Here is a 23,963-nt window from a genome sequence, read left to right as displayed (position 1 = left end):
CATGACCACCCTGCCCCGCCGTTCGCTGCTCGCCGCCGCGCTGGCCTGCGCCGCCGCGCCCGTCTTCGCGCAGGCGCCGCGCGGCGGGCGCATCGTCGCCAGCTTCTCGATCCTCGCCGACCTGGTGCGCGAGGTCGCGCCGGCGGACTTCGAGGTCGGCTCGCTGGTCGGCCCCGACGCCGACGCCCACGCCTGGGAGCCGCGACCGGGCGACGTGCGCAAGCTCGCCGGCGCCGACCTCGTCGTCGTCAACGGCCTCGGTTTCGAAGGCTGGATGACGCGGCTGGTGAAGAACTCGGGCTACCGCGGCGAGATCGTCGTCGCCAGCGCCGGCATCACGCCGCGCCACGCCGAGCATGACGAACACGAGGACCACGACCACGGCGACGCCGACCCGCACGCCTGGCAGGACCTGGGCCACGCCCGGCGTTATGTCGCGACGATCGCCGCCGCGCTGGCGCGGCGCTGGCCGCAGCGCCGTGCCGAGGTCGAGGCCCGCGCCGCCGCCTATGCCGAGCGGCTGGCGGTGCTGGGCACGCGGCTGCGCCGCCTCGTCGACACGGTGCCGCGTGCGCAGCGCCGCGTCATCACCTCGCACGACGCCTTCGGCTACCTGGGCGCGGCCTACGGCATCGAGTTCCTCGCGCCGCAGGGCTGGACGACGCACAGCGAGCCCTCGGCGGCGGCCGTCGGCCGCCTGGTGCGCCAGATCCGCCAGCAGCAGGTGCGCGCGGTCTTCGTCGAGAACATCAGCGACCCGCGGCTGGTGGAGCGCATCGCGCGCGAGACCGGCGCGCGCATCGGCGGCCGGCTCTATTCGGACGCGCTGTCGGCGCCGGGCGGCCCGGCGGCGAGCTTCATCGCGCTCTACGAGTACAACCTGCGCGCGCTGGTCGCCGGGATGAGCGGCGCCTGAGGCTTCAGCGCAGCGCCATCGCCAGCAGCGGCGCGACGAGCACGTTCAGCGCCCCGACCAGCACCATCACCAGCCCGGCGACCGCGCCTTCCTCGGCGCCGACGCGGTGCGCCTGGGCGACGCCGGCGCCGTGCGCGCCCATGCCGAACAGCGCGCCGCGCGCCAGCGTCGAGCGCAGCGGCAGCCAGCGCAGCAGCGCCTGGCCGATCGTCGCGCCGAGCACGCCGGTGAAGACGACGAACACCGCCGCCAGGTCGGGCACGCCGCCGATGTCGCCGGCCACCGTCATCGCGAACGGCGTGCTGACCGACCGCGGGACCAGGCTCAGCCGCAGCTCGCCGCCGACGCCCAGCCAGGACGCCAGCCACCAGGCGGTGAGGATGGACACCGTGCTGCCGACGAGCATGCCGACGGCCAGCGCCGCGGCGTGGCGGCGCAGCAGCGCACGCTGCTCCCAGACCGGCACCGCGAAGGCCACCGTCGCCGGCCCCAGCAGCGCCAGCAGCCAGTGCGTGCCGCGCAGGTACTCGGCATAACTGCCGTGCAGCGCCAGCACGACGACGAGCATCACCGCCGGCGCCAGCAGCAGCGGCACGGTCCAGGCCCGCGGGTGGCGGCGGTGCAGCGCCTTGGCGGCGGCGTAGGCGGCGATCGTCGGCGCCGACCACAGCAGCACCGCACCGGCCGCGGAGGCCGAGACCATCGCGATCACGGCTGCGCCCCGCCGCGGCGCAGCATCCACTCGACGGCCAGCGCGGTGGCGGCCATCACCGCCAGCGTGCCGCCGGCGATGACGGCGAGCAGCTTGATGCCCAGCCAGCCGAAGAGCTCCGGGTGGTCCAGCACCGCCAGCACCGCGGGCACGAAGAACAGCAGCATCTCGGCGATCAGCCAGCTCGCGCCGCGGCGCCAGCTGGCCACGCGCACCGCACCGGTGGCCAGCAGCACGAACAGCAGCGCCATGCCGACCAGCCCGCCGGGCAGCGGCAGCCCGGTCGTGCGCACGATAAGTTCGCCCGCCGCCCAGACCGCGCCGATCGCGCCCAGTTGAGCGATGCGGCTGCGCCGCCAGCGCCGCCGCAGCGCCACCGTCGTGCCATGCCAGTCGAGTGCGAGATCCATGGCTTGCACTCTAGGGTGCAGCGCAGCATGATGAAAGCGAATATTGAGAATGGTTGCCAGTCCAAAACGGAATGGATATCAAACTTCGCGCCTTGCGCGCCTTCATCGAGGTCGTGCGTCAGGGCGGTTTTTCGCCCGCCGCACGCCAGGTCTTCGCCACCCAGTCGGCGGTCAGCAAGGCCGTGCGCCAGCTCGAGGACGAGCTGGGCGTGGTGCTGCTCGACCGCGGCGTGCAGCCGGCACGGCTGACCGACGCCGGCGAGGTGGTCTACCGCCGCGCGCTGGCCTTGCTGGCCGAGCAGGACGACCTGCGCGCCGAGCTCGACGAGCTGCGCGGCCTGCAGCGCGGCGTGCTGCGCCTGGGCCTGCCGCCGATCGGCAGCAGCCAGCTCTTCGCGCCGCTGTTCGCGCGTTTTCGCGGCCTGTACCCGGGCATCGAGGTGCAGCTCGTCGAGCACGGCAGCAAGCGCCTGGAGGCGATGCTCAGCGACGGCGAGCTCGACCTCGCCGGGCTGCTGGCGCCGACTTCGGCGGCCTTCGACTGGCAGTCGGTGCGCGAGGAGCCGATGCGGGTGCTGGTCGCCGAATCGGTGCCGCTGGACGTCGCCGGCGAACGCGTGCGCTTCGCGGCGCTGGCCGCGCAGCCCTTCGTGCTCTTCGAGGCCGGCTTCGCGCTGAACCCGATGCTCGTCGACGCGGCACGCAGCGCGGGCTTCGAGCCCCACGTCGTCGCGCGCACCAGCCAGATCGACTTCATGGTCGAGCTCGTCGCCGCCGGGCTGGGCGTCGGCTTCCTGCCGCGGCTGATGGCCGAGCCGCGGCGCCGCCCGGGCGTGCGCGTGCTCGCGCTGGCCGAGCCGGAGCTGGTCTGGCACATGGCGCTGGCCTGGCGCCGCGGCGGCTACCTGCCGCACGCCGCGCGCGCCTGGCTGGAGCTGGCGGCGGCCGCCGCCTAGGCGTTCAGCGCGCCGGCAGCGCGCGCGGCACCCAGCCCGAGGCGCCGTAGACGTCGACACGCGCCCGGCGCGCGACGCTGTAGTGCAGCTCGGTGCCCGGCGCGACGCCCAGCGTGGCCAGCGTCTGCTGCAGCAGCACGCGCGCCGGCGCCAGTTCGGCGACTTCGACGTCGATGCGGTGGAAGCGCAGCGCGCGGCCGCCGTTGCGGCCGGCTTCGCCCAGCGAGCCGCCCCAGCCGAGCAGCGTGCCCAGCCCGGCTTCGGCCAGCGCCTGCTCGAGCGCCGCGTGCAGCGCGTGGTGGGCATCGGCCGCTTCGTCGGCCGACGGGATCTTCAGGTACAGGAATTCCATGGACAGCGGGAGGCGGGCGCCGGAGGCACCCCTGGACGCACAACGTGCGAAGCGGCGGTTGCGAGGACACAACCCCGGCACGCCCCGGTGTCGATCGCCTTGACGACGCCGGCCCGCCGCGCCTTAGACTGCCCCGGCGGCAGCCGCCGCCACACCGAGGAGGAGACGGGTGATGGGCAGGCGCACGGTGCGTGGGCGTTCCCGCGGCCGGGCGGCTGCCTTGGCGTCGCCCGATGCCCATGAGATCGGACCCTGCCGCAGCCGCCCGGCGCCGCCGCGCCCTGCCCCTCGTCGCCTCGGCCGTCGTGCTGGGGGCGGCGCTGAACTGGGGATGGCTGGCGCGCAACCGCGCCGTGGTCGCCGCCGACACCCAGGTCGCGGCGCTGCACCAGATCTCCGACGAGGTCGAGGCCGCCACGCTGGCGCTGGCGGCCTCGCCGGGGCCCAAGGCGGAGCCGGAGACCGTCGCGCAGCTGGAGCGCGCACGCGGCGCGATCTTGCGGCTGGGCACGGCCGAAGGCATGGAGCTGCCGGCGGTGGCCTTCTCGGCTGCGCTGGACACGGCGCTGGCCCGGCCGCACGAGATCCAGGCCGTGCACCGCCTGGCCGAGGCCTGGCGTGTCTTCGAAGACGCCGTGCAGTCGCTGGCCGACGCCCACCGGCGCGACGCCGACCGCCGCTTCGGGCTGGTGCTGCTGGCGGCAGCCGCGGCCTTCGCCGCCGCGCTCGCCTGGATGCTGCGGCCGAGCCGGGCGCCGGCCACCTCGCTGCCCGACGCGCCGCTGGAAGACACCGGACACGGCGGTTTCGAGCCCGGCGAACACCCGTTCGCGCGCCTGTCGGGCGACACGCCGGCGATGCTCGTCGCCTACTGGGACCGCGCGCTGCGGCTGCGTTTCGCCAACCAGGCCTACCTCGACTGGTACGGCCTGCAGCGCGACGCGGTGCTGGGCCGCACGATGGCCGAGGTGCTGGGCGAAGAGGTGCCGACGCGGCGGCGCGAGGCGCTGGAGCGCGTGCTCGCCGGCGAGGTCGTGCAGACGCAACTCGACATCAGCGGCGCCCGCGGCCGCCGCGGCCACTTCTGGGTCTACCGCCTGCCCGACAAACGCGGCGGCACCATCGCCGGCTTCTATTTCATCGCCAGCAACGTCAGCGAACTGCACGACGCCCGGCTGGCCGCCGAAGCCGCCAACCAGGCGCTGGCGCGTGCCGAGTCCTTCACTCGCGAGCTGGCGAACACGCTGCCGGCGGTCGTGCTGTACTGGGACCGGCAGGAGCGCTGCCGCTTCGCCAACCTGGCGGCGCAGGACTGGTTCTCGCGGCCCGAGAACGAGCTGCTCGGACGCTCGATCGCCGAGCTCGTGCCGCCCGATCAGTACCAGGAGGCGCGGCCCTTCATCGAGGGCGCCCTCGCAGGCGAGCACCAGGAATACGAACGCACGCTGGTGCGTGCCGACGGTCGCGCCGTGCCGCTGTACGCGCACTACGTGCCGCGCCGGATCGACGGCGAGGTCGTCGGTTTCCTCGCCGTACTGACCGACGTCGGCGCGCTCAAGCAGGCCGAGCAGCGCCTGGCCGAGGCCAACGCCGAGCTGCAGCAGCGCGCCGCGCAGGCCGAGGCGGCGACACGCGCCAAGAGCGCCTTCCTGGCCAACATGAGCCACGAGATCCGCACGCCGATGAACGCGATCATCGGCCTCACGCACCTCATCGCCCGCGCCACCGACGACCCGCTGCAGCGCGAGCGCCTGCGCAAGGTCGACGGCGCCGCGGCGCACCTGCTGCAGATCCTCAACGACATCCTGGACCTGTCCAAGATCGAGGCCGGCAAGCTGCGGCTCGAGCCGGCGGACTTCTCGCGCGACGAGCTGATCTCGCGCGTGCTGGACGTGGTCGAGGCCGCGGCGCGCGCCAAGGGTTTGGAGCTGGTGCTGGACACCGACCACGTGCCCGAGCGGCTGCGCGGCGACGCGCGGCTGCTGTCGCAGGCGCTGATCAACCTGCTAGGCAATGCCGTCAAGTTCACCGAACGCGGCTGGGTGCGGCTGCGCGCCGAGCTGCTGCGCCGCGACGGCCAGCGCCTGCTGCTGCGCTTCGAGGTCCAGGACACCGGCATCGGCATCGCGCCCGAGCACCAGGCGCGGCTGTTCACGCCCTTCGAGCAGGCCGACAGCACGCGCACGCGGCGCCACGGCGGCACCGGGCTCGGGCTGGCGCTGACCCGCCACATCGCCGAGCTGATGGGCGGCAGCGCCGACGCCAGCAGCCGGCCAGGCGAAGGCTCGACCTTCGGCTTCAACGCCTGGCTCGAGGAGGCCGACGCGCTGCCGTCGCAGGCGCCGATGCGCCTGCCGGCAGCGCTGCGCGCGCTGGTCGTCGACGACCTGCCGGAGGCGCTGGACGCCATCGCGATGCAGCTGCAGGGACTGGGTGTCGCCGTCGACACGGCCGGCGACGGGCCCGAGGCCTTGCAGCGCGTGCTGGCCGAACGCGAACAGGGCCGCGGCTACGACGTCTTCGTCATCGACTGGATGATGCCCGGCTGGGACGGCCTCGAGACCCTGCAGCGCCTGCGTGCCGCCGACCGCGGCGGCCGCGGGCCGGCGCTGCTGATCAGCGCCTACGACGCGCCGGCGCTGCAGGCGCAGGCGGGCCGGGCCGGTTACGGCGCGGTGCTGATGAAGCCGCTGACGCCCTCGGCGCTGCACGACGCGCTGGCCCGGCTGCTGCGCCCGGCGCCGACGGCCGAAGCCGCGCCGGCGACCGACGAAGCCTTCGTCCGCCTGCGCGAGCGCTGCGCCGGGCGGCGCGTGCTGGTGGCCGAGGACAACCCGGTGAACCAGGAGGTCGCGATCGCGCTGCTGGAAGAGGCCAGGCTGAACGTGGTCGTCGCCGCCGACGGCCAGCGCGCGATCGACCTGGCGTCCTCGCAGTCTTTCGACCTCGTGCTGATGGACGTGCAGATGCCCGGCATCGACGGCCTCGACGCGGCCCGTGCGATCCGCTCGCGGCTGGGGCGCGGGCTGCCCATCGTCGCGATGACCGCCAACGCCTTCGGCGAAGACCGCGACGCCTGCCTGGCCGCCGGCATGGACGACCACGTCGCCAAGCCGGTCGATCCCCCGCGGCTGTACGAGACGCTGCTGCGCTGGCTGCCCGGCGGCGCCGGCTGATCAGTCGGCGTGGAAACCCGACTGGCGCAGCAGTTCGCTGCCGGCGGCCAGTTCGTTCGCGACGAAGATGCGGAACTCGTCGCTGCCCAGCACCGCCGCCTCCAGCCCCAGCGGCCGCAGCGCCTGACGGCTTTTCAGCGCCGCCGCCGCGCCGGCGACGGCCTGCGCCAGCGCCTCGATGCGCTCGTCCGGCGTATCGCGCGGCGCCCAGAGCCCGTACCAGGAGTGGTGAACGAAGGCCGGCAGCCCGGCTTCGGCGAAAGTCGGCACGCGCGGCAGCAGCGGGCTGCGGTCGGCGGCGCTGATCGCCAGCGCCCGCACGCGGCCGGCGCGGGCGAGCGGCTGCAGCGCCACGAGAGAATCCAGCAGCAGGTCGGCGTGACCACCTGCGACGTCCATCAACGCCGGCTGCGTGCCCTTGTAGGGCACCAGGTTCAGCTTGAGCCCGGCGCGGCGCTCCAGGTCGAGCATCGCCAGATGGCCCGGCGCGCCATAGGCCGGCACCCCTGCGCTCCAGCCGCCCGGCTCGGCGCGGATCGCGGCCAGCAACTGCTGCAGGTCGCGCTCGCCGCGGCCCGGCGCCACCACCAGCAGCAGCGGCGTGCGGCCGAAACGTGCGACCGGAGCGAAGTCGGCCTGCGGGTCGTAGGGGGGGCGCGCCAGCACCTGGCGCGTGAAGACGTGGGTTGCCGCCGAGAACAGCAGCGTGCGGCCGTCGGGCGCGGCGCCGAGCACCAGCCGGCCACCGATCGTGCCGCTGGCCCCGGGATGGTTCTCGACGAGCACCGGCGTGCCCAGCCGTGGCGCCAGCGCGCCGGCCAGCACACGGGCGGCGGCGTCGACACCACCGCCGGGCGCGAACGGCACGACGAGGCGCAAAGGCGCTGCCTGCGCATCGACCGCCGCCACGGCGCCGCCCAGCGGCCCGCCCAGGGCCGCCAGCAGCAGCGTTCGGCGCTTCAGCGCCGGCATGAAATCTCCACCCGCGATCTCCCGCGGCCGCGGCGGCCACGCCGCACGAGCATGCGCCGGCGACGGAACCGGTGCAATGCCGCGAGTCCGGCCCGTTGGCGGGCCGGTGCCTTGCAGTGGAGGTGGCGCCTTACTGGACGCGCAGGTCGTCGAGCGTCTTGCCGGCGGCCAGTGCCGCACGGATCCACTCGGGACGCTTGCCGCGGCCGACCCAGGTATTGCCTTGGCCGTCGGCATAAGCCGGCTTGCCGGCGGCCTTGCGCGAACGCGTGGCCTTGGGCGCGAGACCCAGGTCGGCGGCGCTCAGGCCGTAAGCCGCGATCTGCGCCTTGATGCCGGCGACGACGTCGGCGATTTCCTTCTTGCGCAGGGCTTCGGCTTCAGCTTGCAGCTTTTCGATCTGCGCCTGGATTTCCGCGTAGGTCGCCGTGGGCGTCGCAATCTTCTTGGTGGCCATTCGGTGATGTTCCGTCATTAATGGGGATGAAAAGGATAACGCGAAAACGCACGACGCCGCCGGCAGGTTTACACGACCTGACACGACGACGGACAAATGGCGCTCAATCCAATCCCGGCCGCCCGCGACGCGAGGGTCAGAGCCAGCCGAAATGCGAACGCAGATGCTGTGCGGTGACGTTGATCGGATCGACCGGCGCCTGCGGAAACTGGCGCATCGTCGCGCCACGCCAGCCCCCGGGGTTCTGGCCGAGCACCGCGATCGACTTCAGCCGCCAGCCATCGGATTGCAGATGTTCGAGATAAGCGCCGGCATCGGGCAGGTTCTGCGGGTCGATCGGATTGGCCAGCGGCCAGAGGCAGAACAACACCGCGCTGCAACGCCGGGTGGCGACTTCGGCGGCGAAGTCGGCCGGCGTCGTGCGAGTTTCCTGCAAGGCCCCGGCGCGGGCATACAGGCGCAATACGGCGCCGCCCGAGGCCGGCTGGATGTCGCGCAGGCTGCGGTTGAAACAACCGGTGAGGCTGCGCACGAGCGATGACTTGCGCGTGTGCGGATTGCCGATCAGGACGTAGGCTTCCACGAGGTTTCCCGGAGTGTCGTGCCGGCACCATGATGCCGCACTGCGCGGCCGTTGCAGGCATACCGGGGACCATCACTCCACCCGCAAGCCCCCAGGACCGAAACCGATGCGCTCGGCGTCGGCCTTGAAGAACTGCCCGAGATAGGCGCGAGCCGCATCGCGCAGCCGACTTTCGGTGGCCGCATCGGGTCGCTGCTGCAGCGCCATCTGGGTGCCGGCCATCAGCATCGCGAGGATGGCCATCTGTTCGTACATCTCGCGCCGGTCGTCTTCGGGAGCATCGGCGAGCCCGGGTTGTGCCGCCAGCACGCTGCGCATCTGCGCCACCACCGGCGGGAAACGTTCGTCGGGAAACGAGCGGTTGTGCAGCCCCATCCAACTGCCGACGAGGAAGGCGGCGAGTGCGCCGCCGAGGTCGCCGTGGGGAATGCCGAACTGTTTCTCGATGCCGCGATAACGCTGCAGCAAATCGTCGAACAAAGCGTGCGCCTTGGCCTGCTGAGCCGCCGGATAGTGCGCCGCGAGCTTGGCCGGCATCGTCGCCGGGCCACGGGTGGGTACCAGCAACGCCGCCGCGGACGCGTTTTCCGGCGCGGCTTTGGCCGCGGCCTGCACGCGTTTGGGAGTCGATAGGTCGTTGACGACGCTCTGCGTCAGATAGCTGGTGGACAGGAAATTGGACATCGGCGCGCCGACGACGCCGTAGCCTGGGCTCAGTTGCGCTGCCGCCGGCGGTGAAACGAGCGTCGCCAGCGAGATGAAAGCCAGGACGCACAGCCCGGCCGTGAAGTTGCGGCGCGGGCCTGCGGTTTTGCTCACCACGCCTCGGCAAACGCAGTGGCGGAACATCGTCGATTCCATGCGAGCTCCTGTACGACGGAAACGTGAAACGTGATCGCCGGCCGCCCGAGTCTCACTCCAGACTGAGCCCGTTCGGCCCGAGCTGCACGCGCTCGGCGTCGACCGCCAGGAACTGTTCGAGATAGCGCTTGGCCGCCTGTCTGAGGTTCGCCGCCGCGACGCTGTCGGGCTGGCGGTCCAGCGCCATCCGGGTCGTGGCCATGAACATGCCGAGGATCGCCAACTGTTCGTAGGTGTCCTGGCGCGCCGGGCCGGCAGCCTCGCGCAGCTGCGGCAACGAAGCGAGTATCCGGCGCGACTGATCGACGAGCGGCGGGAAGTCGCGGTCGGGAAAGGGCTCGCCTCGATAGGCCATCCAGCTGCCGGCAATGAAGGCGGCCACGGCGCCGGCCAGGTCACGACGCGGGATGCCGAACTGGCGTTCGATGCCCTGGTAACCCGACAGCAACTCGGCGAAGAAACGTTCGGCTTCGGCCCTGGCCTCGGGCGGATAACTTTGTGCCAGTTGGCGCGGCATCCTGCTGGGGCCATCGGGCACCACGGTTGAGACCTGAGCCGCTCGTTTGCTTTCCGCGGCAGGCCGCGCGCCGGGCACCGAGGCCTGCAGGATCTGCTGGTTCAGCACGCCGCCGGTGATCATCAGCGGCGTGCCGGTGTAGGTCGGGATGTGGATCTGCGCCGCCACGGGCGCACAGCAAAGCACCGAGACGAGCGACGAGGCCAAGGCCCACGAAGCCCGTGTCCATCCCGGGCACGAGCGTAGATGCCTCATCGTGTCCAGCCCCGCAGATCGCAGCCCAGCGCCTTGCGCCGCCCGTCTGCGCCGGTGACGGTGAACGACGCCGCCGCCGCGCCGACGCGGCGCGAGGTCGACGGCGCGACGTAGAGGTCGCAATTGCCGATCGGGATGCCCGAGCAGCCGGTCGAGGTGCAGGCGTTGGCCGGGTCCATGTCGAACGCGAAGAAGGCGCCATCGGGGGACCAGACCCCGTACGAGCTCAGTCCGGTGTCGGTCAGCTGCTCGAGGCCGCTGCCGTCGATCGCGGAGATCCAGAGGTCGGTCGACCTGACGCCGCCGCCCTCCCAGAGCACGTTCCAGCGCGTGATGACGCGCTGGCCCGCGGGGTCGACCCAGAGGCCCGCCGGCGTGCGGCCGCTGACGCTCAGCTGCGCGACCGCGGTGTCCGGCAGCGCCGGCGTGCCGATGCGCAGGCGGCCGTCGGCGCCGAGGTGGAGCACGCGTCCGTCGGGCAGCCAGTCGGCCGCCGCATGGACACCCGGATAACTGGCCAGCGTGACGCGGCCGTTGAAGTCGATCGCGATCAGCTCGACCTGATCCGAGCCGACGCCCCCGGCGGTCGGCGACCAGCTGAGGATCATGCGGCCCAGCACGGGCGACGGCCGCACGCGCCGGACGTAGCCATCGAAGGTGGCGGCGTCGACGCGCTGCCCGTCGCGGGTGTAGATCGACACCGTCGAGAAGTCGTCGTCCAGGTCGTACTCGTAGGTGATGAAGTGCTGGCCGTCAGGCGTCGGCACGGCGGTCTCGACTCCGGAGACACGGACCGTCTTCGCCCCCGCCAAGTCGGAGACCTGCAGGCCGTTCACGGCGTCCAGGCCGAAGAAGTCGTGCCACAGCAGGCCCGACGTGGTGACCTCGCCGCCGGCGCCGTTGTCCCGCTCGTCGCCGCCACCTCCACCGCCACCACAGCTGACCAAATGCACGAACGCCATCACCGCGACACCTGCCGCCGCATAACGCAGTGGCCCGATTCCACCCAGTGCCTTTCGCCATTGCCGGCTGTCGCTCATCCAATTTCCTCGCGAACTCTGGCGGGCCGAATTCCACAAGCCCGAAAATGCGGCCGACTCTGATGGGCACGCGTGGCAAGGGCAATCCCGAAACGGTGGCAGCTTGAAAGGCGACGGTCGCAACGGCAACAGGGCGTTAACAAGTTGCCGGCCGTCCCCCACCTGGTGGCCACCGCCTAGGAGCGATCCCAGCTTTGCGGCCCTGCGGCGCGACGATGCAATGCAGCCCATCGTGCAGCAGCGGCCACCGAGCCCTTGTCGCTGCGATGAAACAGGTCCGGGCGATCACGATGTCCGGGTCCGAACTCTTCAACTTCGACCGGAGCAATTCCCATGAGCGGAGCACTGAACAGCGTCTTCGGCGGCGGCAACATCCTCGGCCTGGTGATGAACATCGCCAGCATGGCCTTCCCGCCGCTGCAGATCGCGATGTCCCTGAGCAATCTGTTCACCCAGACGCTGGGCCAGGCACTGAATGCCGGCATCGACATCCTGCAGCAGCAGTTCGGCATGCCGAAGTTCGTCGCCGATCTGGCGAAGAGCATCGTCGACAAAGCAGTGCAGGCCAACCACAAGTCGACCGATCCGCAGGTCGATCAGTTCGTCGCCGACAAGGTGGGCGACCAGATGCAAGCTTGGGGAACCGGCTTCACGCAGCGCTTCATCGACGGCGTCATCGACGACGTCAAGGAAGGCCGCAGCGTCAACGGTGCCAAGAAGCGCTCGGCAAGCAGCTGGCTGGAAGTCATCGCGCTGTCCATGGCGGACGCGATGGCTGCGAAGACCGACAAGATGCTCGACCTCTCCAAGGAGATCCGGGAGCTCTCCAAGGTCGAGATCGACAAGGAGGACATCAACGGTCAGAAGAGAAACGCCGCAGACATGCAGACGGCACAAGCGAGCATGAACTCCACCAGCAAGGAGTTCGAAATGCTGACGAACACGATGAAGACCGTGATCGACTCCATCGGCAACTCGCTGGCCCAGGCTGCACGCAAGTCCTGACCTTACAGTCACAAACGGTGTCAGGCGGCTCCTGCAAAGGAGCCGCCCTTTGTCGTGCTAGAAAGACTCATGGAGGCCTGACATGACTTTTCGCTCGACGGCCGCGGCAATGTGCGTGGTGTTTTCCTTCGTGCCCCAAGCCGCCCACGCCTACTGGTGCTGCTACGGCCTGGACAACCTCGCCGGGCTGGACTTCCAGTACCGGATGAACCGCATCCAGATGCAGCTCGTCGAGCAGTCCGCGAAGGCTAGGACCAAGACCCCGGCACCGCTGCCAACCGTCGAGCGCGCCAGCACGACGGCCGCCCGCGAGATGGCGCAGTCCTACCCAGCCGCACAGCGCGAACAGGCCGCACGAACCTTCGAGACACTGCTCGCGAAGTACCGGGAGATCGAGGATCGTTTCGGCATCCGCCGCGGCGACATCGGCGGCGCGCTCGCCGCCTTCGTCGCCGGCAACCTGATGGCGATGCGCCAGCAGCCCTTTCCCGACGCCCACTTCGCGGCGCTCGTGCGCCAGATGCGCGAAGCCGTCGCAAGCGACCCGGCCTACCGACGCCTGGACCCGGTGGAGCTGCGCCGCAGCTACGAACAGCTCGCCATCGTCGGCATGTTCATGGCCGCCACGCAGATGGCCCTGGCGCAGCAGCCCGACGACGGCCTGCGCGAACGCAGCGTCACGGCCGCGCGCCGCTACCTCGCGACGGTGATCCCCGGCGACCTGGACCGCCTGCAGATCACGGCCGACGGTCTGTCCCAGCGTTGAACGACCCCGTCATGCCCATGCCGCTTTCCCACCGACGATGGCTCGCGCACGCCGCCGCCTGCCTCGTGCTGGCCTGGCCGGCCTTCGCGGCCGCCTACGGCCCGATGTACAACATCGGCAACCTCGGCGTGCTGGACTCGTCCTGGTACTACCAGTCGATCCAGTACCGCATCGTCGAGAACGCGCGCCAGCGCAATGCGGCCGCCAAGGCAGCCGACACGCCGCCCGCACCGAGCCGCGACGCCGTCGCCAACCTCGTCACCCGGGCCGACGGTCCGACCCGAACCCCCAGCCGGCTGGCCGCCGGCTACCCGCCCGCCGGGCGGGCACAGGCCGAGTCGACGTTCGCCACGCTGCTGCGGTCCTACGGCGACATCGAACGCCGCTTCGGCATCGAGGCGGGCGACCTCGGCGGCGCCGCCGCGGCCTTCGTCGCCGGCTGCTGGATGGCGATGCACGGCGTGGACTTCCCCGACCGCCATTTCGCCACCCTGGTCGCGCAGATGCGCCGGGTGATGGCCTCGCAGCCAGGCTTCGCCTCGGTGCCGGCGCGCGAGCTGCGCGAGGCCTACGAACAGCTGGCCATCATCGGCATGTTCATGGCGACGACGCAGATGGGGCTGAAGTCCAGGCCCGACGAGGCGGTCGCCAAGAGCAGCCGCGACGCGGCGCGAGGCTATCTGCAGCAGTTCCTGAAGGGCGATGTCGACCGGCTGACGCTGGGCGACGACGGCCTGGCGCTGCGCTGACGGCCTCCCCCTGGTCACGATCCCAGGTGGCGAGCGCGCCGCCGGCTTCCTAAGCTGCGCCGCGATCGGAGGACCGCGCATGAACGACATCGGCCGCCAACCCGCACGCGTGCCCTCGCCGCCGCCTTCGCCGGTGGTGGACACGACGCTGCGCCGGCTCGACCGCCTGCTCGACGCCTCGGGCCCGGGCTGGGTCAGCCGCGACGAGGTGCGCCAGGCCACCGAGCTGATCGGCGCGCTGCCGGCGCGCGACGCCGACGCCGTCGTCGACCGCATGGCCGCCGCGGGTCGCCTGGAGACGCTGGCGCAGGAGGTGATGGACCGATCCTGGATCGGCCCCGGCCTGACGGCCGACCAGCGTGCCGACTTCTTCCAGGCGATGGCGCAAGACCTGGACGGCGACTCGCTGGCCGCGCTGTCGAAGGCCCTGGCCGGCACCGAGGCCGCCAGCGGCGGCTTCCAGCCGGTGACCGAGCTGGGCACGGCGGTGGCCCGCCACGCCTCGCCGCAAGCCAAGCTGGACTACCTGCAGACGCTGGCCGGCCAGGCGACCGACAAGCCGCAGCATGCGGTCGGCGGCCTGCTGGAGTTCGACGGCCAGCGCCGCCTGGGCGACGCCGAGGCGCGGGCGATCGCCTCGGTCGTCGCGTCCTTCGGCGACGATCCGGCGTCGGCACGCACCGCCTTCGAGACCCTGGCGCGAGAGCCCGGTGCACTCGACGCCGTGATGCTCGCCGCCACCGACACCGAGCAGGACTGGGGCCTGATCAACGGCTGGCACACGGCAAAGTCGGACCACGGCACGTTCCGCGCGCTGATGCAGACCGCCGCGCGCATGGAACGTAGCTTCGCCGGCGGCGCCGACGGCGCGACCGTGCGCGCGCTGGGCGACCGCGTGTTCGACGCCGCGGTGCGCGCCGTCGCCCCGGGCGAAGTGCAGGCCGCCGACCTCGTGTTCCGCGCCACGCCGATGGACGCGCATGCCACGCGCATGGCCGAGCTGTCGCAGGCCGTCTGGATACCACCAGCCACTCGCTGGGCGGCCGCCGGGCGCGCCGGCGTGCCGGCCACGACCTTCAACGCCGCCGGCGTCGCCGACGAGACGCGTGAAGGTTATTCGCTGCACTTCGCCGAGGGCCAGGTCACCACCGCACGACGGGTGACAACATGAGCTTCCTGAACGAAGGCCCGGTGCCGACGCGTTATGTCGACGCGCTGGGGCTGGACCGGCTGCGCCAGTTCCAGGCGTCGGTCGGCCGCTCCGTGGACCTGGGCAGCCCGCTGGCGCGTGTTTACCTCGGCGCGCGCCTGGACAGCTGGAACCCGGGCACGATCGCCGAGGGAGGCCGGTTCGGCACGCAACAACATGGTTTGGCGGAAGTCCTGCGGCATCGTGCGCCAGCGTCCTAGCGGCGTCGGCGTGGCGCTGGCCACGGGCCTCGCGGCCCTGGGTTTCGCCGCCTGCTCGCCGGCCGCCGCACCGAAGGAGGAACCCGTGTCCATCGACGTCTCCGCCGTCTTCGGCGCCGCCGACCAGCGCGAGCGCGCCCAGGCCCGTTTCGCCGACGAAGCCAGCCGCCGCTTCCTGCGCCTGGCCGAAAGCGGTGACCTGGCCGCGATGACGGCCCAGGTGCGCGCGGGCTACGCCGTCGACACGCCCGGCGAGCAGGGCGTGACGCCGCTGCTGGCCTACGTCGCCTACGTGCGCCCGGTGCGTGCCGACGTCGTCGCCCACCTGCTGGCGCTGGGCGCCGACCCGACAAGCACGCTGGCCAACGGCATGTCGCTGCTCAACGCCGCCGCGCGTGTGCGCGACCCGCAGCTGCTGCCGGTGCTGCTGAAGGCCGGCGTGTCGCCCGATGCGCGGCTGCCGGTGCAGGGCGAGACCTTTCTGTCGCTGGCGATCCGCGAAGGCAACACCGATCTGGCGCTGGCACTGCTGCGGGCCGGTGCACGCGCCGATCTGGCGACAGGGGACGGCAGCCCGCCGCTGCAGCTCGCCACCGGCATGGGCAACTGGATCGTCGCCGACGCCCTACTGCGCGCTGGCGCGCGCATCGACCCGACACGCCTGGCCCACGCGCTGAACCTGAACCCGCCGGCCCCCGACACACCGCAAGGCCGCGCCCACGCCGCCGTGTCCGCAAGACTGCAGACGCGATGATCTTCGACTGGCTCAAGCGCCGCCGCGAACCCCGGCCGGGCGCCACCCTCGCCGCACGGCTGCGCGACTACACGCCCTACGAGGCGCCGCACGCCGGCCCCGGCACGGTACTGAGCCCCAACCAGGCGGCGGAGAACCTCGCCTGCTTCGAACAGGTCCTGCCGCAGCGGCTGCAGCAGATCTCGGCGCTGCTGCACGAGGTCGCCGGCATCGACACCCGGGCGGCGCTGGCCGAACCGTCGGCACACGCCGCGGCGCTGGCCGACGAGCTGCAGCGCTGGGCGCTCGCCCAGTGGCCGGCGCTGCGGCTTGCCGGCCCTGGCGGCCTCACGCGCTGGCTGGACAGCCGCCGCAGCGGCGGCGAGGTCGTCTTCTCGATGCTGCTGGACCTGGCGATGCTGCTCGGCGAGCTGATCGCGCGCGGCAACCCGGACTGGCACTGGGGCCTGGACCTGGATGCACAGAACCTCGCCGACGGCATGCTCAGCGCACGCCGCATCGTGCTGCTGGCCGACCCGGTGGGCACGCACACGACGCCCTTCGTGCTCGACGTCGAGGCCGTCGTCGTGCACCGCTTCCTGCACGCCGACGACCCGGCGCAACGCCTGCTGAACCCGCTGCGCCGTCTGGTCGAGGAAGGCTTGCGCGGCGACGCGATGGCCTGCTGGCGGCAGGCCGGCTGAGGCATTGCCGGACGGGCCAAGAGCGACCTAGGGCCGCTGCAACTGGAAGCTCCGCCCGTCCCAGGTCCAGCGCCGTCCGTCGGCACAGGCGACGGTGCGGCCGCGCCGCGGCAGCGTGCAGTCGTCGCCGTCGCGCCAGCCGGGCAGCAACGCGGCGGTGACGTCGTTCCAGCCCGCGCCGTCGCGGCGCAGCAGCCGCGTGCGCTGCGCGTCCGTCCAGCGCTGCTGCACGGCGACGACGGCGCCGCCGTCGGCCTGGCGGAACAGCGCCGCGACGTAGCCCGGTCGGCCGCCGTCGCCACGCAGCGCGAGGTAGCCGTTGGCGACGTCGTCCACCTCGTACAGCGGGTGGCCGGGCTGCAGGCGCTGCAAGCGCTCCAGCCGCGTCAGGTCGACGACCTCGACCGGCAGCGAGGCGAAAGCCGCGGCCAGTTCGCCCTTCACCGTCGGCAACAGCCGCGCATAGGCCGGCGCCAGGCGCCGGCGCGCCTCGGCGGCGTCGGTCACGCCGTCGAGCAGCGCTTGCAGTTCGGGCACGGCGCGCACGCCGTCGCCGTCGCGACGCAGCACACGGGCGCTGTCGTGGCGCTCGCCGCCGGCCGGCGCCGCGCGGATGTAGCGCTCGAGCAGCACGAGGTCGCGTGCGCCCTCGGGCCCGGTGGCGAAGGCGGCGCGCAGCTCGATGTCGAAGAAGGCGTCGGCCGGCTCGGGCTCGCGCAGGCGCAGCAGCCGCCAGTGCGCCGCGTCGCCGGGCCGTGGCATCAGGTACCAGACGGCGACGCCGGCCTCGGGCTCGCGCCAGGCCAGCAGCCAGCCGCGTTCGTGAGCGCCGAAGGGCAGCAGCAGCGGGCCGTGCATCAGGCGGGCCCCGGCGGGCAGCAGCATGCGCAGCGTCGTCGCGTCGGCAGCGGCCGCGGCGGGCACTTCGTCGGGCGGGTCGACAGGCGCAGCCACCGCCAGACCGGACGCAACAGCGAATGCCGTGGCGACCCGCAGCACGGCGGGCAGCAGGCGGCGGGCGAGGAACGAGTCGAGGCCCATGCCGCCGCGCGTCAGAACCAGCCGACGAAGCCGTCCGCGAAATACACCAGCCCGACGGCGCCGACCGGCAGCGCGGCCCACCAGATGCGCTTGGCCTTCATCAGGCTGGCGATCGAGCTCAGCAGGATCGTCACCTGCAGCAGCAGCACGGCGATGCCGAAGGGCTGGTTGTGGCGCTTGGCCTCGTCGCGCTGCGCCTCCAGCTCGCGCGCCTTGGCCTCGATGTCGTGCTTCTCGCGGCCATAACGCTCGATCTGCGTCTTCAGCTCGGCGATGCGAGTCTCGTAGTCGGCACGCGCCGGGTTGCCGGCGGGCAGCGCCTCGAGCTGCAGCTTGAGCTGTTCGGACTGCAGCTCGAACAGGTGCTGCTTCATGCTCTTGGCCTGGTAGAAGGCCCACTGGTCCGAGGCCAGCGCCTGGTTGATGACGCTCTGCGTCGAGTACGAACCGCCCTTGAAGGTCGACAGCGTGGCGCTGACGGCGAAGATGACGGTGGCCAGCGACATGCGCTTGAGCCAGGTTTCGGTGTCCTTGTCGGTCTCTGCCACTTGGGATCGTGAGAAGGTGGTGAAGAAGATCGTTCAGCGCCCGCTCGGGCAGGCGGCCGGCAGGCCGTTCAGGCCCTGGTGGCCGATGCGGAACTCGGCCCCGGTGGCACGGCCCGCGGCGTGCTGCAGGCGCACTTCGTAGAGGCTGTCGAAATCGTCGTCGGCCCAGCCCGGCACCTCGGCGGCGTCGCCGCCGGCAGCGGCGACGAGGGCCCGCGCCAGGCGCGCGCCGAGATGGTGTTCCCAGGCGACGACGTAGGTGCCCGGCGGCTGCGCCAGCAGGTGCGCGGCCAGCGGCTCGACCTGTTCCATCGCCCAGCCGAGCTGCACCGGCAGGCCGACACGCACGGCCAGCGGCTCGATCGTCGCCAGCGGCCGGATGTAGGGGTAGGGCACGCCCTTGTCGCGCTTGAGCACCGAGGGGTCGGGCGCGTAGATCGCGCTCGGCGTGCCGTAGGCGCCGAGCAGCACGGCCGGCAGCGCCAGCGCGCGGTTCAGGCCGCGGCAGTCGAGCTGGCCCAGGCCGGCTGGCGGCTTCTCGCCGTGGCGCAGGATGACGATCGTCGTGTCCGCCGGGGCGGCGGACACGGCCGCCGCGCACAGCAGCGCGGCCAGCGCGGACAGGCCGCGAACGCTAGGAGGGCTCATCTCGGGGGCGGGTGGCAACGCGGCAGGAGGGTGCCGCGGGCGCAAGTCTAGCCACGTCCGGCGGCGGAATTGAGGGGTGTTCGCCGGCCATCTCCGGGCAGAAGCCACGGCAGGCGGCGCCCAGAATCGGTGCCTTGCCGCCGCGCCCGCGCCCTGGGCGCGTCGCCGGCATCGACGGCGCCGCGCACGGCGCTCCTCACCCCTTCAACGGTTCGTGGACGCCATCCTCAGCGAGTTCGAGATCTGGTTGACCCTGGTCGGGCTCGGCAGCGGCTCCTGGATCGGCTACGTCGTCGTCGACGGCGTCTACGAAAAGCTGCTGACGCTGGCCGAACGCCGCCGCGCGGCCGAGCAGGACTCGCAGCTGCCGACGATGCCGCCGCCGCAGCCGGCCGCGCCCTTCGACGACAGCGCCTTCGACTCCCTGGCCGCCGGCATCGTCGAGCGCTATCTGGAGATCTGGGAGCACGGCGACGAAGGCCGCGACCTGGCCACCGCGCTGCACGCCGCGCTGGCGGCGCAGCAGCCGCCGACGACGCTGCAGCAGGCGATCGAGCACCAGCTGCGCCAGGGCATCGCACCGCTGCTCGACGACGAGGACGGCGCGCTGCGCGCCCAGCTGATCGGCGCGCAGCTGCTGGGCGCGGCGGTGATGCGCCACGTCGTGCGCGCCGAGCCGCTGGCCAGCCTGCCGGCGCCGCAGCTCGTCGAGGCGCTGACGCCGGCGGTGGGCCGCAGCCTGGCCGAGGCTTTCGCCGCGGTCGACGCTCAGCGCCAGACGTCCAGGCCCAGCGTCAGGTAGCGCCGCCAGTAGCCGCTGGCCGAGTCGCCGGTGGCCATGCGCTGGCCGCTGCCGCCCATCGCCAGCCGCAGCCGCGCCGACGGCGTCAGGTCCCAGCCCAGCGCCAGTTCCCAGAAGTTCGGGTGCGCGGTGCTGCGGTTGCCGGCGGTGTCGGTCTCGTGGGCGATGCCCAGGCCGCTGCGCAGCTGCAGGTCCACCGGGCGCCATTCGCGCGACCAGGCGAGATAGGCGCGCAGCTCCTGGTAGCGGTCGGGGTTCCAGTAGCCGCGGTCGACGTCGTCGTCGCCGCGGCTGCGCTGGATGGCGCTGGCCTCGACGCCGGCCGCCAGGCCGCGCAGCGGCAGCGTGCGCTCGGCGCGGCCACGCAGCCGCCAGCGGGTCGTGCCGTCGTCGAAACGCTGCACCGCGGTCGACGCGGCGTAGGACCACGGGCCGGTCGGGCGATGGTCCACGCCCAGCGCCAGCGAGTTCAGCGTCACCTCGTTGGCGACGGCACGCGGCGCCTCGACGAGTTCGCGCCCGGCCTGCAGGTCCACGCGCCAGTGGTCGGCCGGCACGCCGGCCAGGCGCAGCGTCGGCAGCAGCGGGTTCCAGCCGCCGAAATGCGCCGCCCGCAGCGCGACCGACGGCCACCAGGTGCCGCTCGGGCTGTCGGGCTCGCCGATGCGCCAGCGCAGCGACGCGGCGATCTGGTTGGCCGCGGGGTCGCCGTTGGCGTCGTCCAGCGTCAGCCGGCGCGCCTGGAAGTCCAGCGTCGCGCCGGGCGCCGGATGCCAGCCGGCACCCACCGTCCAGGCGCGCGTGTCGAGCTCGTCCTTGTCTTCGGAGGCCTCGAAGCTGGCGTAGCCGAAAGGCCGCAGCTCGCGGCCGATGCGCCAGTCGCGCAGCCAGGCCGAATCGGCGTCGGCCGGCTCGGCCAGCAGCGGCCAGGCGCGGTCCTCGTAGCCGGCCCACCACCAGGCGCGCGCCAGGTCGGCGCGTTCGCCCGGATGCACCGGCGCCGGCAGCGCCCGGAACCCGGCCAGCGCGGCACGCGAGGCGCCGGCGAAGTTGCGGGCGTTGGCCAGCGCCCAGGCGATGTCGCGGTCGGCAGGGAAACGCCGCGCCAGGGCTTCGAGCTCGCGCACCGCGCCGGCTTCGTCGCCGCTCCACAGCCGCGCGGTCGCCAGGCGGCGCTGCAGCCGGGCGTCCTCGGGGGTCAGCGCCAGCGCCTCGGCAAAGGCGCTGGCCGCGCCGGCCGCGTCGCCTGCCGCCTGGCGCGCCTGGCCCAGGCCGTCGAGCAGCGCGGCACGCGCGGCGCCTTCGCTGGGCGGCAGCAGTTCGGCGAACAGCGCCTCGGCCTCGGCCGGGCGGCCGCTCCACAGGCTCTGCCAGGCCAGCGAGGGCAGGATGTCGGCGCGCCGCGCCGGCGCCAGCGCGAGCGCGCGCCGGTACAGCGCCGCAGCCTCGGCATTGCGGTCGGCGAAGCCGTTGACGCGCGCGGCCTCGATCAGCAGGTCGACGTCGTCGCCGTGGGCCTCGACGAGCTGCGCGTACAGCGGCAGGGCCTGCACCCAGTCGCGCTGGTCGGCCGCGGCCCGGGCCTCGGCGCGGCCGGCCGCGGCCGCCGGCGCGGCGGCGAAGACGGCGGCCAGCGCCAGCACCAGCGGCGCCAGGCGCGGGCTCATGCGCCCCTCCCGACGCGGGTGGTGCTCCAGCGCACCGCCTGGCCCGCCGGGCGGCGGAACAGGGTCGGCAGCGCGACGACGGTGGTGACGGCGAGGAAGGCCCAGTAGATCAGCGGATACCACACGGCATAAGGCAGGAAACGGGTGATGCCGGGGTCGTAGCGGCGGTCGATCCAGACGCCGACGGCCAGCTGCAGCAGGCACAGCGTCGCGATCGCCATGCCCCAGAGGTTGGGGATCGGCGAGGCGCCGACCGGCGGCAGGCCGACGGCCCAGGACAGCGTCCACAGCGTCGCCAGCAGCACGAAGCACACCGACCACAGGATGGACAGCGAGGACTCGACGAACACCGGCCACAGCCGCCGGCTGCGCCAGGTGACGATGACGTCGGCGTGCTTGCGCAGCACCTGGATCAGCCCGCGCGCCCAGCGCAGCCGCTGGCGCCACAGGCCGCGGTAGGACAGCGGCACGGTCATCCAGCACAGCGCGCGCGGCTCGTAGCGCACGTCGTAGTGACGCTTCTGCAGCCGCCAGGTGAGCTCGATGTCCTCGGTCGGCATGTCCGGGCTGTAGCCGCCGACGTCGAGCACGGCGCTGCGGCGCAGCGCGGCGACGACGCCCGAGACGGTGACGATGCGGCCCCAGACACGCTGCGCGCGGCGCAGCAGGCTGACGATGGACGAGAACTCCACCGCCTGCAGCCGCGCCAGGAAGCTGCCGGTGTTGCGCACGCGCGGGTTGCCGGTGACGGCGGCCACACGCGGCGAGTCGAAGTGCGGGACGATGTAGCGCAGCATGCGCACGTCGGGCTCGGCGTCGGCGTCCAGGCCCATCAGGATCTCGCCGCGCGCCAGCGCGATGGCGTCGTTGAGCGCCATCGCCTTGCCTTCGTTGCTGGCCTTGCGCACCAGGCGCAGCCGCGGGTCGGCAGCCAGCGGCTCGAGCTGCGCCAGCGTGCTGTCGGTCGAGCCGTCGTCGATGACGATGACCTCGTAGCGCGGGTAGTCCAGGCGCAGCATGGCCTCGACCGAGCGGCGGATCACCGCCTCCTCGTTGTGCGCCGGCACCAGCACGCTGACGAACGGCAGCTCGGCGTCGGAGCGCTTGGGGTCGGGGCCGACCGTCTCCTCCCAGCGCACGCGGAAGATCAGCGCGGTGACGATCCACATCAGGCTGGTGACGATCGGGTAGATCGCGAAGAACGCGAGCACCCCGCCGTACCAGGCCGTGGTCTGCACGGCCAGCAGCCAGGCTTCCATCAATGCGCTCCTTCGTGCTGGTCGCGGCGCGGCAGCGGGGTGGCGGGTGCCGCGGCGGGCACCGTGGGCGCGGCAGGCGCGGGGTCGGCGTTCTCGAAGCGCTTGTGGCCGCCGTCGTTGCGAATCAGCACGCGGCGGGCGCCGGCCAGCGCCGTCCAGTCGGCATCGATGCGCCGGCCGTTGAAGTCATGCGTGTAGTCCAGCGCAACCAGCGCGCTGCTGCGCCGCGGCCCCTTGCGGCGGTAGATGCCGACGTTGTGCAGCACCCACGACAGCGTCAGCGCCGGCACCAGCACCAGCGCGCCGACGATCAGCCACAGCAGCTCGCCGACCGCCGGCTGCCCCGACGCGACGCGCTCCCAGCCCCAGACGAACAGCACCCAGCCGGCGAGCACCACCACCGCGTGCACGAGGCGACGCGCCGCCGTCAGCCGCTCGCCGTGAGCGGCTGCGCGCGGACTCTCCGGGGTCATGCGCGGCGGCCGAAAGTGCGGCCCAGCCCCAGCATCGCCAGGGCCGGCAGCAGCAGCGCCAGCGTGGAAGGTTCAGGCACCGCCGAGGTCGGCAGCAGGTTCTGCGGGTCCACCAGCGTCCAGCTGCCGCCCTCGTAGCTGTAGCGCAGGTCGACGACGCCGGCCTGCAGCCGGTTCCACGAACCGAGCTCGAAGCCGTAGAGGCCCGGCGTCAGGAACAGGTTGTCGTCGAAGCCCAGGCGGTCGCGCGGGTTCAGGAAGTCCTTGCCGATCTCCAGCGCCCCGTCCAGGCCCAGCAGGCGGAAGAAGAAGCCGTCGTCGTAGAGCACCGAGAAGTTGTAGAGGCCGGCCTCGGTGATGCGGATGTAGCCCTCGAAGTGCGAGGTCCAGTTGCCGTTGGCGTCGTCGCCGCAGACGCCGCTGTCGGCCAGCGGCACCGCGGTCGTCGTCCCCCACTGCGACGAGTAGTGGCTGTTGTAGCAGCCGTTGCCGTAGTTGATCGCCGAGGACAGCCCGGTCCAGGTCGAGAGGATCGTCGGCGAGCCGGCGCCGCCCAGGCCGGCGGCGGCGTCCTGCACCGCCTGCCAGTCGGATCGGCCCCACAGGCCGGTGCCCCAGCCGTAGCCGCCGATGGCGTTGCCGCTGCCGTAGGACTTCGTGCTCTCGTTCCAGAGCACGGTGCTGCCCTGCCAGCTGCCGTCGATCTTCACGAAGGTGGCATCGGCGCCGCTGCCGCTGGCGAAACTGCCGCTGTACATCGGCGTCAGGTTGATCGGACTCGCGAGGACGGCAGGAGCGGCGACGGCGAGAAGGCTGGTGGCGCAGGCCAGCGCGGCCTGCTGCAGACGCTTGGTTCGGATGATGGACATGGTGATCAGAGGCGGGAGGGACGGCAGCCCCCGGGAACCGACTTCGCCGCACGGGGCGTCGCTAGCGGTTCGTCGAACTGTA

At 72.6% G+C, this 23,963-nt stretch carries 27 protein-coding genes; 11 read left to right on the top strand and 16 right to left on the bottom strand.

The features are described from left to right. Position 1 precedes the first annotated feature (1 nt). The gene (locus RGE_RS02885) at positions 2-916 is read left to right on the top strand and encodes a metal ABC transporter solute-binding protein, Zn/Mn family (protein WP_014426805.1); all 915 of its coding nucleotides are present in this window, start codon (positions 2-4) and stop codon (positions 914-916) included. 4 nt (positions 917-920) lie between these two features. On the opposite strand, the gene RGE_RS02880 is transcribed toward RGE_RS02885, so the two are convergent. Further along, a complete protein-coding gene (locus RGE_RS02880) occupies positions 921-1,619 on the bottom strand; it encodes an LrgB family protein (protein WP_043784558.1) in 699 nt (232 codons plus the stop codon). Positions 1,620-1,624: 5 nt separating this feature from the next. Next, entirely contained in the window at positions 1,625-2,038 is a 414-nt protein-coding gene (locus RGE_RS02875; protein WP_014426803.1) for a CidA/LrgA family protein, read from the bottom strand. Between the two features lie 77 nt (positions 2,039-2,115). On the opposite strand from RGE_RS02875, the gene RGE_RS02870 reads away from it, so the two are divergent. Continuing rightward, positions 2,116-2,994, top strand: a complete 879-nt coding sequence (locus RGE_RS02870; protein WP_409077221.1) for a LysR family transcriptional regulator — start codon at positions 2,116-2,118, stop codon at positions 2,992-2,994. A 4-nt stretch (positions 2,995-2,998) separates the two neighbouring features. Here the strand turns inward: RGE_RS02870 and RGE_RS02865 are convergent, their stop codons facing one another. Beyond that, a complete protein-coding gene (locus RGE_RS02865) occupies positions 2,999-3,346 on the bottom strand; it encodes a hypothetical protein (protein ID WP_014426801.1) in 348 nt (115 codons plus the stop codon). Between the two features lie 239 nt (positions 3,347-3,585). Here RGE_RS02865 and RGE_RS02860 point away from each other — a divergent pair, with 239 nt between their 5' ends. Beyond that, positions 3,586-6,522, top strand: a complete 2,937-nt coding sequence (locus RGE_RS02860; RefSeq protein ID WP_014426799.1) for a response regulator — start codon at positions 3,586-3,588, stop codon at positions 6,520-6,522. Here RGE_RS02860 and RGE_RS02855 read toward each other — a convergent pair whose 3' ends face one another. From RGE_RS02855 to RGE_RS02830, 6 genes are all read right to left on the bottom strand, one after another. Next, a complete protein-coding gene (locus RGE_RS02855; protein ID WP_014426798.1) occupies positions 6,523-7,494 on the bottom strand; it encodes a tripartite tricarboxylate transporter substrate binding protein in 972 nt (323 codons plus the stop codon). It abuts the gene before it with no gap. A gap of 130 nt (positions 7,495-7,624) precedes the next feature. After that, on the bottom strand, positions 7,625-8,047 hold the full coding sequence (locus tag RGE_RS02850; protein WP_232504979.1) for an H-NS histone family protein: 423 nt from the start codon (positions 8,045-8,047) through the stop codon (positions 7,625-7,627). A gap of 40 nt (positions 8,048-8,087) precedes the next feature. Next, positions 8,088-8,534, bottom strand: a complete 447-nt coding sequence (locus RGE_RS02845; RefSeq protein WP_043783751.1) for a hypothetical protein — start codon at positions 8,532-8,534, stop codon at positions 8,088-8,090. Positions 8,535-8,606: 72 nt separating this feature from the next. Next, the gene (locus RGE_RS02840; protein ID WP_052310962.1) at positions 8,607-9,395 is read right to left on the bottom strand and encodes a DUF6683 family protein; all 789 of its coding nucleotides are present in this window, start codon (positions 9,393-9,395) and stop codon (positions 8,607-8,609) included. A 52-nt stretch (positions 9,396-9,447) separates the two neighbouring features. Next, positions 9,448-10,119, bottom strand: coding sequence for a DUF6683 family protein (locus RGE_RS02835; RefSeq protein ID WP_148280107.1), 672 nt, complete (start codon positions 10,117-10,119; stop codon positions 9,448-9,450). A 44-nt stretch (positions 10,120-10,163) separates the two neighbouring features. Continuing rightward, positions 10,164-11,129 (bottom strand): TolB-like translocation protein, encoded by a 966-nt coding sequence (locus RGE_RS02830; protein ID WP_014426794.1) that lies wholly within the window; start codon positions 11,127-11,129, stop codon positions 10,164-10,166. Between the two features lie 411 nt (positions 11,130-11,540). On the opposite strand from RGE_RS02830, the gene RGE_RS02825 reads away from it, so the two are divergent. The 7 genes from RGE_RS02825 to RGE_RS02795 all read left to right on the top strand — a co-directional run bounded on the left by RGE_RS02825 (position 11,541) and on the right by RGE_RS02795 (position 16,574). Continuing rightward, the gene (locus tag RGE_RS02825; protein WP_014426792.1) at positions 11,541-12,212 is read left to right on the top strand and encodes a hypothetical protein; all 672 of its coding nucleotides are present in this window, start codon (positions 11,541-11,543) and stop codon (positions 12,210-12,212) included. An 82-nt stretch (positions 12,213-12,294) separates the two neighbouring features. Then, positions 12,295-12,978: a DUF6683 family protein gene (locus RGE_RS02820; RefSeq protein WP_232504978.1), complete on the top strand. Its 684-nt coding sequence runs from the start codon at positions 12,295-12,297 to the stop codon at positions 12,976-12,978. 17 nt (positions 12,979-12,995) lie between these two features. Beyond that, entirely contained in the window at positions 12,996-13,727 is a 732-nt protein-coding gene (locus RGE_RS02815) for a DUF6683 family protein (RefSeq protein WP_232504977.1), read from the top strand. 79 nt (positions 13,728-13,806) lie between these two features. Further along, positions 13,807-14,898: a hypothetical protein gene (locus RGE_RS02810; protein WP_014426789.1), complete on the top strand. Its 1,092-nt coding sequence runs from the start codon at positions 13,807-13,809 to the stop codon at positions 14,896-14,898. Beyond that, positions 14,895-15,137: a hypothetical protein gene (locus tag RGE_RS02805; protein ID WP_014426788.1), complete on the top strand. Its 243-nt coding sequence runs from the start codon at positions 14,895-14,897 to the stop codon at positions 15,135-15,137. Before RGE_RS02810 ends, RGE_RS02805 begins: the two co-directional genes overlap by 4 nt. A gap of 85 nt (positions 15,138-15,222) precedes the next feature. Beyond that, complete coding sequence (locus RGE_RS02800; RefSeq protein ID WP_232504976.1) at positions 15,223-15,891, top strand: ankyrin repeat domain-containing protein; 669 nt, start codon at positions 15,223-15,225, stop codon at positions 15,889-15,891. After that, entirely contained in the window at positions 15,888-16,574 is a 687-nt protein-coding gene (locus tag RGE_RS02795) for a hypothetical protein (RefSeq protein WP_014426786.1), read from the top strand. The genes RGE_RS02800 and RGE_RS02795 overlap by 4 nt, the downstream gene beginning before the upstream one ends. A 27-nt stretch (positions 16,575-16,601) precedes the next feature. Here the strand turns inward: RGE_RS02795 and RGE_RS02790 are convergent, their stop codons facing one another. The 3 genes from RGE_RS02790 to RGE_RS02780 are packed head-to-tail and all read right to left on the bottom strand — an operon-like array spanning position 16,602 to position 18,811. Continuing rightward, positions 16,602-17,615 carry a hypothetical protein gene (locus RGE_RS02790; RefSeq protein WP_014426785.1) on the bottom strand — a complete coding sequence of 338 codons (1,014 nt, stop codon included), beginning with the start codon at positions 17,613-17,615 and terminating at the stop codon, positions 16,602-16,604. A gap of 11 nt (positions 17,616-17,626) precedes the next feature. Continuing rightward, the gene (locus tag RGE_RS02785; protein WP_014426784.1) at positions 17,627-18,163 is read right to left on the bottom strand and encodes a DUF4337 domain-containing protein; all 537 of its coding nucleotides are present in this window, start codon (positions 18,161-18,163) and stop codon (positions 17,627-17,629) included. Positions 18,164-18,196: 33 nt separating this feature from the next. Further along, the gene (locus RGE_RS02780; protein ID WP_014426783.1) at positions 18,197-18,811 is read right to left on the bottom strand and encodes a hypothetical protein; all 615 of its coding nucleotides are present in this window, start codon (positions 18,809-18,811) and stop codon (positions 18,197-18,199) included. A gap of 214 nt (positions 18,812-19,025) precedes the next feature. Here RGE_RS02780 and RGE_RS02775 point away from each other — a divergent pair, with 214 nt between their 5' ends. After that, positions 19,026-19,613: a TetR/AcrR family transcriptional regulator gene (locus RGE_RS02775; protein WP_014426782.1), complete on the top strand. Its 588-nt coding sequence runs from the start codon at positions 19,026-19,028 to the stop codon at positions 19,611-19,613. Here RGE_RS02775 and RGE_RS02770 read toward each other — a convergent pair. The 4 genes from RGE_RS02770 to RGE_RS02755 are packed head-to-tail and all read right to left on the bottom strand — an operon-like array spanning position 19,580 to position 23,881. Further along, positions 19,580-21,280, bottom strand: a complete 1,701-nt coding sequence (locus RGE_RS02770) for a tetratricopeptide repeat protein (protein ID WP_014426781.1) — start codon at positions 21,278-21,280, stop codon at positions 19,580-19,582. The genes RGE_RS02775 and RGE_RS02770 overlap by 34 nt on opposite strands. Continuing rightward, a complete protein-coding gene (gene pgaC / locus RGE_RS02765) occupies positions 21,277-22,539 on the bottom strand; it encodes a poly-beta-1,6-N-acetyl-D-glucosamine synthase (protein ID WP_014426780.1) in 1,263 nt (420 codons plus the stop codon). Before pgaC ends, RGE_RS02770 begins: the two co-directional genes overlap by 4 nt. Beyond that, positions 22,539-23,012 (bottom strand): hypothetical protein, encoded by a 474-nt coding sequence (locus tag RGE_RS02760; RefSeq protein WP_070099441.1) that lies wholly within the window; start codon positions 23,010-23,012, stop codon positions 22,539-22,541. The genes pgaC and RGE_RS02760 overlap by 1 nt, the downstream gene beginning before the upstream one ends. Continuing rightward, entirely contained in the window at positions 23,009-23,881 is an 873-nt protein-coding gene (locus tag RGE_RS02755) for a PEP-CTERM sorting domain-containing protein (RefSeq protein WP_014426778.1), read from the bottom strand. Before RGE_RS02755 ends, RGE_RS02760 begins: the two co-directional genes overlap by 4 nt. Positions 23,882-23,963: the final 82 nt, after the last annotated feature.

The sequence above is a fragment of the Rubrivivax gelatinosus IL144 genome, assembly GCF_000284255.1.
In the GTDB taxonomy this organism is placed as follows: Bacteria; Pseudomonadota; Gammaproteobacteria; order Burkholderiales; family Burkholderiaceae_C; genus Rubrivivax; species Rubrivivax gelatinosus_A.
The sequence above is the reverse complement of the archived record's forward strand: the minus strand, read 5'-3'. Positions and strand labels throughout refer to the sequence as shown.

Coding starts and splice junctions, on each gene's coding strand:
- RGE_RS02820 (WP_232504978.1), top strand. CDS start 12,295: ATGACTTTTCGCTCGACGGCCGCGGCAATGTGCGTGGTGTTTTCCTTC.
- RGE_RS02790 (WP_014426785.1), bottom strand. CDS start 17,615: ATGGGCCTCGACTCGTTCCTCGCCCGCCGCCTGCTGCCCGCCGTGCTG.
- RGE_RS02770 (WP_014426781.1), bottom strand. CDS start 21,280: ATGAGCCCGCGCCTGGCGCCGCTGGTGCTGGCGCTGGCCGCCGTCTTC.
- RGE_RS02840 (WP_052310962.1), bottom strand. CDS start 9,395: ATGGAATCGACGATGTTCCGCCACTGCGTTTGCCGAGGCGTGGTGAGC.
- RGE_RS02830 (WP_014426794.1), bottom strand. CDS start 11,129: ATGGCGTTCGTGCATTTGGTCAGCTGTGGTGGCGGTGGAGGTGGCGGC.
- RGE_RS02860 (WP_014426799.1), top strand. CDS start 3,586: ATGAGATCGGACCCTGCCGCAGCCGCCCGGCGCCGCCGCGCCCTGCCC.
- RGE_RS02825 (WP_014426792.1), top strand. CDS start 11,541: ATGAGCGGAGCACTGAACAGCGTCTTCGGCGGCGGCAACATCCTCGGC.
- RGE_RS02795 (WP_014426786.1), top strand. CDS start 15,888: ATGATCTTCGACTGGCTCAAGCGCCGCCGCGAACCCCGGCCGGGCGCC.
- RGE_RS02805 (WP_014426788.1), top strand. CDS start 14,895: ATGAGCTTCCTGAACGAAGGCCCGGTGCCGACGCGTTATGTCGACGCG.
- RGE_RS02810 (WP_014426789.1), top strand. CDS start 13,807: ATGAACGACATCGGCCGCCAACCCGCACGCGTGCCCTCGCCGCCGCCT.
- RGE_RS02780 (WP_014426783.1), bottom strand. CDS start 18,811: ATGAGCCCTCCTAGCGTTCGCGGCCTGTCCGCGCTGGCCGCGCTGCTG.
- RGE_RS02815 (WP_232504977.1), top strand. CDS start 12,996: ATGCCGCTTTCCCACCGACGATGGCTCGCGCACGCCGCCGCCTGCCTC.
- RGE_RS02855 (WP_014426798.1), bottom strand. CDS start 7,494: ATGCCGGCGCTGAAGCGCCGAACGCTGCTGCTGGCGGCCCTGGGCGGG.
- RGE_RS02755 (WP_014426778.1), bottom strand. CDS start 23,881: ATGTCCATCATCCGAACCAAGCGTCTGCAGCAGGCCGCGCTGGCCTGC.
- RGE_RS02885 (WP_014426805.1), top strand. CDS start 2: ATGACCACCCTGCCCCGCCGTTCGCTGCTCGCCGCCGCGCTGGCCTGC.
- RGE_RS02865 (WP_014426801.1), bottom strand. CDS start 3,346: ATGGAATTCCTGTACCTGAAGATCCCGTCGGCCGACGAAGCGGCCGAT.
- pgaC (WP_014426780.1), bottom strand. CDS start 22,539: ATGGAAGCCTGGCTGCTGGCCGTGCAGACCACGGCCTGGTACGGCGGG.
- RGE_RS02880 (WP_043784558.1), bottom strand. CDS start 1,619: ATGGTCTCGGCCTCCGCGGCCGGTGCGGTGCTGCTGTGGTCGGCGCCG.
- RGE_RS02760 (WP_070099441.1), bottom strand. CDS start 23,012: ATGACCCCGGAGAGTCCGCGCGCAGCCGCTCACGGCGAGCGGCTGACG.
- RGE_RS02875 (WP_014426803.1), bottom strand. CDS start 2,038: ATGGATCTCGCACTCGACTGGCATGGCACGACGGTGGCGCTGCGGCGG.